We start from the raw sequence: 10517 nt of genomic DNA on the forward strand, positions 1-10517 counted from the left end.
GCTGTCTTTGGCACTGCAGGCCGCCTCGTCGGCCACTTCTACATCCACAACGCCGACGATTCAGGCTTCGTTTGCGAAAGAGCCTGACTTCTTCAACAGCCTGTTAGTGCTGAGTTCATCGATTAGCGAGATCGATCCCGGAGCGCGCCGACTCGCGCGGCGGCTTCCCGGTCCGACTAAACACGCGCGAAAAGGCGGCCGCGCTATCGTAGCCGACCTGCGCATCGACACTCTTGACCGGTTTGCCCTTGCCGAGAAGCTGGCGCGCGATCGTGATGCACCAGACCGTCAGGTATTCAATGGGCGTCAGGCCAACCAGTGTACGAAAATGATCGGCGAACCGCGTGCGTGACATGCCCGCGACGTCGGCCAGATCCTCAAATGGCGTCGCTCTCAACGACGTGACGCACGATTAGGATCAGGAGATAGTCGAGCGCCGCCTGCCGGCCTCGGTTGCCGCCGGTGCTTGAACCGCTGCGGCAGGGGTCTAAAACACCCTCCACGCCTGCAATCTCGAACCAGCAAATCACCGAGGAGACAATTCCCATGAAAGCAATTGTTGTAACGGACCAGACTGCGGGAACGGCCGGCATGGCATTGGTGGAGCGGCCCGAGCCACGGGCAGCGATCAACGACGTCGTCGTTCAGGTTCATGCGGCGGGATTCGTCAACACCGAACTGGAGTGGCCTTCGACCTGGGCGGATCGGGCCTTTCGTGACCGGACGCCATCGATCCTCGGCCATGAACTGGCCGGTGTGGTCACCGCGCTTGGCTACGGCACTACGGGGCTGTCGATCGGACAGCGGGTGTTCGGTCTGTCGGACTGGCATCGTGACGGCACGCTTGCTGAGTACGTCGCCATAGAAGCACGCAATCTCGCTCCATTGCCCGGCGATATCGACTTCGCCGTTGGCGCGAGTCTGCCAATCTCGGGCCTGACCGCATGGCAGGGCCTGTTTCAGCACGGCCGCCTTCAGGCAGGACAGAGCGTGCTTGCGCATGGCGCGGCCGGCGCCGTCGGTTCGATCGTGACACAGCTTGCGCGGGAAGCCGGCGCCTATGTCATTGGTACCGGACGCGCCGCCGACCGCCAGAAGGCGCTCGACTTCGGTGCAAATGAATTCGTCGAGCTCGGGAACGATACGCTGGAGGACGTCGGCGGCGTCGATCTGGTGTTCGATGTCATCGGCGGTGACATTCAGGAGCGGTCCGCCGCGCTGATCCGGGCCAAAGGAACGCTTGTGACTGTCGTCGGGCCCACCCAAGTGAGGCCGGCAGATGGCCTGACAATCGACTTCGTCGTCGAGGCGGATCGCGCCCAACTGAGTGAGATCGTTCAGCGGGTGCGGGACGGACGACTGCGCACGAACATCGGCAAAATTTCGGCTCTCGACGAGGCCGTTGCAACCTTCAACGCGGGCGAGCGACGCACGGGGAAGACGGTCATTCGCGCTCGTCCGTAGGAACTTGGGAGAGAGGACGGTTCCTCTCTTCTCGGTTATCGTCTGCTGGTTTCACTGGCCCGCGCTGAGCGATATGACCACGCGACTACGACTGGCCCTTCGAAGATCTGCAGCGGCGTAGCCCACGTCGAGAAACGAAAACCGGACGCATGGTGGGCCCTCGGCCGAACGTCAGCTTCCGGCTCTTTGGGATCCAAGCCGGACGGTCTGGTAATGGCCCCAAAGTGACAGTCAGCAACGCGCCTGATGTCGGCCGTTAAGGTGAGTTGGGCCGTCGCCTGAAAGCAGTCATCGCCGTCGACCAACGCTGGAGGACGCAGTGGCGCCACCAGTGGACTCTTCAAACCCCGGTTCTCAGCTGTCCTAACCTATCGCCATGAAGATCTAGACGGGGTGGAGCACGCACCTACCCTCATCCTGCGTATCGCCCTGCTCTACGCTTCAGCCAGAGCCTTCAGCCGATCGACCGGCGATGAGAACTTTCCCAACGGCGAGGTCTCGCGCGCATCTCATCATGACCAGCGACGACCGTCTGGCGCTCCCGATTGTGACGGAAGTGAACCTCTCAGCAAGCATCAACCCCGTGTTTGAACTTCGCCGCCGCGCATCTCCGTCAGGCCGGCGCCCAGTTTCGCCCTGTCCAGGGCATGCCTGATCGGAAAAGTGCCGAGAAACCACGCGAGAATATCCTCCTGCGATGGGTTCGCGGGTCCGGCCCAGGCGGCTCCTGCCGCCGCGAAAAGCTGATCGAGCGCCGATTGCCGCTCCTCGATGCGGCCGAGCCTGCCGAGCGCGGCCGCTTTCCATCCGGGCGTGTCTATGATCAGGTTCTGCGAGCGCTCGGCAGCCTCGATGCTGCCCGCGTAATCGCCGATCAGAAAGCGCGTCGCCGCCATGTGCGACCATTGATAGTCGGGAAACAGCGACGTCAGGTCGAGCGCGTGCTGGTTGAGCCGGGCAGCAAGGTCGATCCGCCCCATGAAGGCCAGTCCGAGCGCCGCCGACACCGTGATCTTCGGATCGTTCGGATTGAGCTCGGATGCCAGCTCGAAATGCAGCTCGGCCTGCTCGTAGCGCTCCACCATCGCCGCGGACCAGGCGACCACCATCTGGTTGCGCGCATCGAGCGGGTCGAGCTCGACCGCCCGCCTGGCGAGCGCAAGCGCGCGTTGCTCGGCCGTCGCATCATGCGGGCTTCCGGGCCTGATGAAAGGCCGCGAATTGTAGACGCTGGCGAGGCTGGCATGCGCCGGGGCGAAGCTCGGATCCTCGGCGATCGCCTGGTTGAACAGGCGCTCGGCTTCATCCTCCGCCTCGGCCGACCAGCGCAGCAGCAGGTGCTCGCCGCGCAGCCATGCGTCGTAGACGCCCAAATCCTCGGGAAGCCGCTGCACGGCGCGCGAAAGGCGGTCCTGCGAGAGATAGACCTCTAGCTTCGACGTCAGGCGTGCGACCAACCGGCGCTGGGTCGCATGCCAGCTCGCCAGGGTCAGCCGGTAGGACTCGCTCCAGACGACCCGCCTGGCGGCGCTCTCGTCGAGCGTGACGACCAGCGCAAACTCCTCGCCGAGGTCGCTGCAGCCGGCCTTGAGCCGGTAGTCGGCATCCGCCGCATCGTCACCGTACTGCATGTCAATGATCGTCAGTTCGCGGAATTTCGACAGGCTGATGATCAGTTCGGAGCGGAAGCCGGTCGCGAAGGCCGCTGTCGATTCCGCCTCGCTGCTGAAGCTCGAGACGGCGATGACCGGAGCGCGCTGGTGCGATGGCTTCTCGGGCTGTCGCGGCAGCGCGGGGTCCGACAGGCTGGCGGCGAGCGCGGCGGTTTCGGCGCTGGGTTTCAGCTGATATTCCCGCTCGAGGCGGGCGACGAGCTTGTCATAGACGCGCCTTGCCGCGGCAACGTTCTGGTGGGACGCATGGTGGCGCATCAGGCAGCGCACGGCGCCCTCGTGCGACGGCTCGAGCATCAGCAGGGCGCTCGCCGCATGCCGGATGATCGGTTCGCTCGCGTCGAAGCGACCGAGAATGTTCTCGAGCGCCTCTTCCGCCCGGTTGCGGCGATTGTGGCGGGCGACGCTCAGCCAGGCGCCATAGAGGCTGCTGACGGATTCGAAGCCGTAGAGGATGGCCTCCGCCCAGTCGGACCGCTCGAGCAGCGTATCGTCCACCTTGCCTTCGCTGAGGTCGACGAAGATGCGATTGATGTCGACGACAACGCGTGCGGGATCCAGGCTCACATAGGCGCCATGCCGCAGCCCGGATTCCCTCGATCCGCGGGAAAGCGCCTTGGCGGCGACGCGCAGCCCACGTGTCAGGGCGCTCCTCGCCTCGGCGTGCGGGCGCTCGGGCCACAGCAGCGCCGCCATCCGGTCCTGCAATTCACGAAATCCGGTCGACAGTACGAGATAGCCGATCAGCGCCTGTGCCCAGCGGGACCGCAGGGCAACCGGCTCGCCGACGTCGTCGAGCACGGCGAGCCCGTCCAGGACGGAAACCGAGAAATGTGGTGCCCGGCTCGCTTCCTCGCCGGGCGTGTCGCCGGGAACCACATGGTAGAGCGACATCTGTTCGGGCAGGTTCTTGAGCGTGTGGCGGCCGGCGAACCGGAAACCGCAGCCGGTCATGCCGCGCGCTGCCCGGCATACCTCCTCCGTCACGCAGGTGCCGCCGGGTTTGGCCAGCGTCTGGACGCGCGCCGCAATGTTGACGGCATGGCCGTACGCATCGCCCTCGTGACGGCGCACCTCGCCCAAGTGGATGCCGATCCTGAAGCGGCCGGCAGCGGGCTGCTCTACGGCCAGCGCTGCCAGCCTGCGCTGCATCGTGACCGCGTAGTTGACCGCATCCGAGACGCTGTCGAACAGAGCGAGCACGCCATCACCGGTCGACTTGACGAATTCGCCACGGTGCTCGGCGGACAAATCCCTGAACAGCGCAAAGCACTGGGTGACGAGGTCGATCGCCGCGAGCTCGCCCGCGGCGGTGAGGCGGGTGTATTGCGAGAGATCCGCGAACAGGATCGCCTTCAGCGCCGGCAATTCGACTTGGGTTTGCATGATGGCCGGCTCGCGCTACGGTCTTGACTGATATTGTGGCCCGGCTGATCACGTCTGTCGATGGGATCGCGCCGGGATGGTAAGCATGGCGATGACGAACGCGAAAGAGACCAGGCGGGCACTCGATCAGCTCTTCGACATTCTCGATCTGCCGGGAGGCGGCGGCCCGGTGCGCCTGGCGATCGCGATGCCGCGTGCGGCGCTGGTGCGGCTGCCGGGCTTCCCGCAAGTTGCCCTGCCCGACTCGGGGCGCGTCGCGACCGGGCGCGGCCTGGACGAGGCGGGTTCCCGCGCCAGCGCGCTCGGCGAGGCGGCCGAGCTCGTCTCGTGCTCGGCGTGGGGGAACGAGACGCTCGTCACGGCACGCGCCGGTGATATTGGCCCGGCGGCGGTCCCGCCGGAAATGCTGAACGGCTTTTCCGATTCGCAGCTCGCGAGCCGGGCGTCCTGGAACGACCGCAATCGCGACTTCGACTGGCGCCCGCCACCCTGCGATCCGGCCGCAGAGATCGACTGGCTCGAGGTGGAAGACGCCCATGGCGGGCCGCCGGCCTATGTGCCCGCCGATTTCGCCTTCATCGGCCGCAAGGCGGCAGGGGATGAGCGTGCGGTGGCGAGCGGCGACAGCAATGGTTGCGCCTGCGGCGCCAGCGCGGAGAGCGCCAGGCTTGCCGCAACGCTGGAGCTGATCGAGCGCGATGCCGCGGCGCGCTGGTGGTATGGCCGGCGGCAGAGGCCGGTGCTCGACCTCGCCATCCTCGACGACACCAGCGGACTGGTGTCATGGCTCGGTGCGCGCAGGCGCCGAACCTGGCTGTTCGACATAACAACCGATCTCGGCGTGCCGGTGGCGGCGGCTGCCTCGTCCGAACGCGACGGCAGCGACGTTGCACTCGGCTTCGCCGCGAAGCCGGACATCCGCGAGGCGGCACTGGCGGCGCTGACCGAGATGGTCCAGACGGAGTTGCCGCTCGCGGCAGCGCGGAAGCTGGGCGCCGATGCCGCCGACTGGACACAATGGCGGCAAACCGTGACGATGGCCTGGCCGCCCCTCGATCCGGTCGGTGCTCCGCGGGCGGGCGGTCCGCTTCGCTTGCCGGGCATTCCCCCGTCGCTTGACGCGCTGGTCGATGCGTGCGCACGGGCCGGCGTTCGGCTGTGGTTCGCTGACATGACGCGCGATGCCCTGGGAGTACCGGCGTTCCGCGCCCTTTCAACCGAGCTTTGCCACATAAAGCCGCGGCTCGCCCGAAAGCGGCTGCTCGGGCCCGACCGCCATGATCTGGGCCCTGTTGTCAGCGCACCGGAGACCCAGATTCCGCTGAATGTGTGAGGCGAGCTCCGAGCGCCTGCGATACAGTCCGGCGATTCAGCGACACCTCTTGAGCAGTAGCAGACCAAAGAGAAATTCGCGCTTCTCGTCGGGATGTATTTGCGGGTCGATCAACTTGGTCAGCGCATTGTTCAGATAGTCTTTGGTATCACCGGTATCAGGGTCGGCAGCCACACTGGGAACGGCCATCGTCACAACGTCGTTATTCGGATTGTCCTTTTCCGCTTTGACATTAATCTGCTTGTCCTGCCCGCCGGACTTGTAGAACACATGATTGGCTCCTCCAGTGTTTTTCACAAAAACCCTGTTATCGGGATTGAGGTCGTCCTTGTAGGTAACGATCAACCCGCTGCCGACGAGCCCGATAATGAAATCTTCAAAAATCTTCAGCCCGGGACCGTTCTGCGTCCAATAATTATGGAACAAGGCACCGGCTCGCTTCGTACCTTCGAATTCCTGGTCGTAATTCGATGTTCCTCCGTAGAACACCTTGAATGTCGACATATCTACTCCTCCTCTGGCAATGTGGGCGGGTCAACTGTCCAAAAGTCCGGAAAAAGCGATGAGGTCCGGAAGGGCGTAACTTTCCGACGAAGGATGAAGCCTGGGATCCGGACGCCACGGCTGCACGGACGGGTCCAGGATCGACGGTTCGGCAGCGCTGACGGCAGCGTGGAGCGTCTCCATCACGATGCGGCTCCCCAGGGGACCGAGCTTCAGCCCGCAACCTTTGACGGCCGCTTCCTTGAGCACGTAAAACCACAATGGCGTGGAATCGACGAGCCGCGCTGCTCCGCCTTCCGGCCGTTCGGTCAGAGCGTCGCGGACAGCCTGGCTCTCGCCGTCAAGCAGTTCCGGCTCGGTCAGCGGCGCGAAACCAGGAGGCGCGCGATCGCCGAGCTTTCCCGCGACGCAATGAAAGACATGTTGCGCGCTGCTCAGCTCGAGCAGGTAACTGCGCTGGAGCGTGCGAACTGCGAGATTTCTCGACAATGGCATAGAACCGGTCGTGTGCGGAAGGGCTTGCGGCCTGATCTGCCTGAGCTCAAATGCCAACCGCGTGTCGATCTTCGCTGCGAATATCGCGCCCTGGGCTTCCGTCAGACCGATTGCCAGGAGCCGGCGCCAATCCGCCACCCATTGGCCGCGCAGCCGGGTCATCGGCGTGATCGCGCTGTTGTAGGTATTGTCCCAAAAGGCACTGACGGTCGCCCCCGGGTTCCATGCGTTCCAGGGATACCGGTTGCGGATCATGCTGTGGCCGAACCGCGCGCAGGCCGCGGCGAATTCGAGGGGTAGCTTGAACCCGTCGGCGTCCACGTCGATGACGGCTCGACCGCGCTCCATCACGTCCTGGTAAATCACGTTGTCGATTAGCCGGCGGGCGTAGTCGTGAAGCACCACCGACTGGAGATGCAGTTGCGTCAGCCGCCTAGCCTCGTCGGCGTCGTCGCTGAGACGGCGCACAGCATTGAAAAAACGGATGAGCGCCATGTGGGTCTGGGCGAGCGCCAGGTTGCTGTCGTTGCGCCGGTCCGCGATGCACGGCATGCCATCCGTCGCACGTGGAAGGTCCAGCAATCGGCCGTCAGTCGTCTCGCCTACAGCCATGGGCGCCGGGCAGGCCTGGGAAGATGCCGACGCGCCTCCCGGCGGCATCGCACCAAATACGCTGTCGAGATCAAGGGTCGCGCTGCGAATATTCTTCGGCTTCGATTTCCCCGGTGTTATCGACGGTGTCATCGACGTCAGGTCATGGAGGACGAACTGCCCGAAGTAGGTGTAGCCCGCCGGGATCGTTCCCGTCTGATCGCCGAAATCGTTGAATTCCATTGCGTCCCCGAGCGCCTGAAGGAGCGCCAAAGGCGGGGCGGTTCCTTTTTCGGGGCGGCCGAAATAGCGGCGATAAGGCACGAGGACCTTGCGCGTGGAGGTCTTCGGATCCGCCCGGTCCTGGACTTCGACAGTCGTAAAGTCACGATCGATCCTGAAGCTGTGCTCGGGCAGCAGCCCATCGTCGTCGTAGAAAGCGATCGGCGATCCCTGGTCTTCGAAGACCGCGTACAAGCCCTCGCCGTGCCGCTCCGGCGCAATGACGATCTGCGCCGTCTCGTTCGACAGCGTATCACCCGAATACACCGGAGAGCTGCTCATCCCTCACCCCCCTCGGGAGCCGCCGAGCGCTAGTCACTGACCGCGTTGCACCGCATACGACCGACTGCGACGTTTGAATTGTCGCCAAATAATCCTTCAAGGCAGCAAAGGAGCCTGGAATTCACTTTGCCTCGCCGGCCAATGCGACCATGCAATACTCAAACCGACAGCTTTGCAATCGGATTTTCATCGGCCCCTCCTCCTCGGCGATCGCAAAGCGATCGCGAGGATCTGGAGGAATGGTAAGGCCCGCTTGCGCTCTATCGGTACCGCTGATGGGGCGACTTGGTGACGGGTGCCATGAAGCGCGAGGCGCTGGCGAGTTCGCGCCCTCCTCCCTCCTTGTTGGGGGAAGATAGTAAGGCCCGTTCCGCACTTCGCGGAACCGTTCACTGGTGGAGGGGTGCGAAAAGCGCGCCATCGTCCTTTCCATGCCGCAGCGATCGAGAAGCCCGTCCGCCGGATAACATTCGCGGCATTACTGGCAAGGCCCGAAGGTGGCGCCACCACGACCTCCAGCGCGGTCGCCTGCGATGTCAGCTTTCAGGAAACGGCAAAGCGGATCTAGACGGCTGACATGAGGCGTAAGGCGAGATTCACGGCGCCGCCAGCAAAGCCAAAGCTCCAAAAACCCCTTGCCAGCGGAGAGCCGTCCATACACGGCCCCCATTTCGGTCATTGGAAAATCGGCTGCGAATGATCGGTCTAGCGATTTATCGGCCCTTCCCGGCCTCGATCATTGCTCGCCGTTTAATTAGCCACAATTTCAGCATGGATCGTCCGCCGGCAATGGGTCGCCTTTGACGCGGATTGGTTCAGTTTCGCGAGCGGAAGAAACGGCAGCTTTGCGCCTCAAGCACGAACATGAAGTAATCGCGGAAGCGGTGGCCACCTGAGATGTGGCGGCGATGTTCGAACATCTGGCCGGCTGGCTGTCCTCCGATAGGATGAAGAACGGGCTCTCGATCGACACCGGGCCCAGCCACCGAACGGAGGACAGCCATGGAACACTATATCGGCCTCGACGTATCCATGAAAGAGACGGCAATATCGATCCGGCAGAACGGTAAGAGGATTTGGCGGGGCAAGTGCGCATCCGATCCGCAACTGCTTGCGGCGGTGATCCGCAAGCGCGCACCGCATGTCCGGCGGGTTGTGTTCGAAACGGGGCCGCTGTCGGTGTGGTTCTACCATGCGTTGACGGCAGAGGGCCTGCCGGTGATCTGCATCGACGCGCGGCATGCCAAAGCCGCGCTCGACATGGCCGCGAACAAGACCGATGCGAACGATGCCGATGGCCTGGCACATCTGGCCGAGGTCGGCTTCTACCGAGAGGTCCGCGTCAAAGGTTTCGACAGCATGCTGATCCGCACGCTGATCACCGCGCGGCGCCAACTTCTTAAGATGCGTTTGCAGATATCCAATCAAATCCGTGGATTGATGAAGACGTTCGGCCTTGTCGTGCCCAAGGGCGCCGGAAGCGTGTTCGAACGCAACGTTCGCGACCTTCTGCGGGGTGAAGAAAAGCTGGCGCGCATTGTTGTGCCAATGCTGCAGGCATGGAGTGGTATCCGATACCAAATCGCAGAGCTGAGCAAGCAGCTGGCAGCGATGGCGCGTAACGACCAGCATTGCCGTCTGCTCATGTCAGTGCCCGGTGTAGGCACCGTCACAGCCACCGCCTTTGCCGCAGCGGTGGAGGATCCGGCCAACTTCAGGAACTCGCGCGCCGTGGGCGCATGGGTGGGCCTGACCCCGAGGCGCTACCAGTCCGGCGAGGTCGATAATGATGGTCATATCTCGCGCCGTGGCGACAGTCAGTTGCGCGGACTGCTATATGAGGCGGCCGCGGTCATCCTGAACCGGTCGACGGATACCAGCATCCTGCGAACCTGGGCGTTGGAGCTGAAAGATCGGCTCGGCTTCAAGCGAGCGGCCGTGGCCCTGGCGCGCAAGCTGGCAGTCATCATGCATGCGATGCTCCGGACGGGCGAGTTGTTCGATCCGCACGGAGGAAAACCCGCCGCTGTCTGATCCTGCAGACGTTTAGCTACGACCATTCTTCAGGCCATTCCACCGATAGCGTTCTTACAGGACGCACCGAGTCGTCCCTGCCGGGACGTGGCTGAGATCATTCCGCGAAGCGGGAAGCAACTGCCTCGTTTAGCAGATTGCGTAACGAACATAGGAAGATCTCACCTGCGAAACTCATCCTGCGGCGATCATCGCGTCGACCGCGTAGACGACCCTGTACCCGGCATTCGGACGAACGAGAATCGACAGAAAGGACGACGGCCTTGCACTCACCCCCTTGACGGTCGAGCGATTAGACGACCCGCTTCGCGGGAGGGGCGCCTCGTTCTGAGATGGCGCGACTGCCATTTTGACTTGAGCGGGTAGAGGCGTCGATCTGACCATGGAGTTCCCTTCAACGAGAGGAACTCGCCATGGCTACCCTGTCGACCGATGCACCAATCTCTCCGCTTCGCCAGCGCATGCAGCACGAC

At 63.6% G+C, this 10517-nt stretch carries 7 protein-coding genes; 3 read left to right on the forward strand and 4 right to left on the reverse strand.

What is annotated here, in order from left to right:
- Positions 1 to 115 precede the first annotated feature (115 nt).
- Positions 116 to 355, reverse strand: coding sequence for a helix-turn-helix domain-containing protein (locus NKJ81_RS31830; RefSeq protein ID WP_352542901.1), 240 nt, complete (start codon positions 353 to 355; stop codon positions 116 to 118).
- 191 nt (positions 356 to 546) lie between these two features.
- Here NKJ81_RS31830 and NKJ81_RS31835 point away from each other — a divergent pair, with 191 nt between their 5' ends.
- The gene (locus tag NKJ81_RS31835; protein ID WP_352542897.1) at positions 547 to 1464 is read left to right on the forward strand and encodes an NADP-dependent oxidoreductase; all 918 of its coding nucleotides are present in this window, start codon (positions 547 to 549) and stop codon (positions 1462 to 1464) included.
- A gap of 575 nt (positions 1465 to 2039) precedes the next feature.
- On the opposite strand, the gene NKJ81_RS31840 is transcribed toward NKJ81_RS31835, so the two are convergent.
- A complete protein-coding gene (locus NKJ81_RS31840; protein WP_352502254.1) occupies positions 2040 to 4523 on the reverse strand; it encodes an adenylate/guanylate cyclase domain-containing protein in 2484 nt (827 codons plus the stop codon).
- 85 nt (positions 4524 to 4608) lie between these two features.
- On the opposite strand from NKJ81_RS31840, the gene NKJ81_RS31845 reads away from it, so the two are divergent.
- A complete protein-coding gene (locus NKJ81_RS31845) occupies positions 4609 to 5856 on the forward strand; it encodes a YcaO-like family protein (protein WP_352542898.1) in 1248 nt (415 codons plus the stop codon).
- Between the two features lie 36 nt (positions 5857 to 5892).
- Here NKJ81_RS31845 and NKJ81_RS31850 read toward each other — a convergent pair whose 3' ends face one another.
- Complete coding sequence (locus tag NKJ81_RS31850) at positions 5893 to 6360, reverse strand: hypothetical protein (protein WP_352502252.1); 468 nt, start codon at positions 6358 to 6360, stop codon at positions 5893 to 5895.
- 30 nt (positions 6361 to 6390) lie between these two features.
- On the reverse strand, positions 6391 to 8010 hold the full coding sequence (locus NKJ81_RS31855) for a peroxidase family protein (protein ID WP_352542899.1): 1620 nt from the start codon (positions 8008 to 8010) through the stop codon (positions 6391 to 6393).
- 1002 nt (positions 8011 to 9012) lie between these two features.
- Here NKJ81_RS31855 and NKJ81_RS31860 point away from each other — a divergent pair.
- A complete protein-coding gene (locus NKJ81_RS31860; protein ID WP_352542900.1) occupies positions 9013 to 10044 on the forward strand; it encodes an IS110 family RNA-guided transposase in 1032 nt (343 codons plus the stop codon).
- The last annotated feature ends 473 nt before the right edge of the window (positions 10045 to 10517 follow it).

Origin of the sequence: Mesorhizobium sp. M0018, assembly GCF_040323955.1 — a bacterium.
GTDB lineage: Bacteria > Pseudomonadota > Alphaproteobacteria > Rhizobiales > Rhizobiaceae > Mesorhizobium.

Coding starts and splice junctions, on each gene's coding strand:
- NKJ81_RS31840 (WP_352502254.1), bottom strand. CDS start 4,523: ATGCAAACCCAAGTCGAATTGCCGGCGCTGAAGGCGATCCTGTTCGCG.
- NKJ81_RS31830 (WP_352542901.1), bottom strand. CDS start 355: ATGTCACGCACGCGGTTCGCCGATCATTTTCGTACACTGGTTGGCCTG.
- NKJ81_RS31855 (WP_352542899.1), bottom strand. CDS start 8,010: ATGAGCAGCTCTCCGGTGTATTCGGGTGATACGCTGTCGAACGAGACG.
- NKJ81_RS31845 (WP_352542898.1), top strand. CDS start 4,609: ATGGCGATGACGAACGCGAAAGAGACCAGGCGGGCACTCGATCAGCTC.
- NKJ81_RS31835 (WP_352542897.1), top strand. CDS start 547: ATGAAAGCAATTGTTGTAACGGACCAGACTGCGGGAACGGCCGGCATG.
- NKJ81_RS31860 (WP_352542900.1), top strand. CDS start 9,013: ATGGAACACTATATCGGCCTCGACGTATCCATGAAAGAGACGGCAATA.
- NKJ81_RS31850 (WP_352502252.1), bottom strand. CDS start 6,360: ATGTCGACATTCAAGGTGTTCTACGGAGGAACATCGAATTACGACCAG.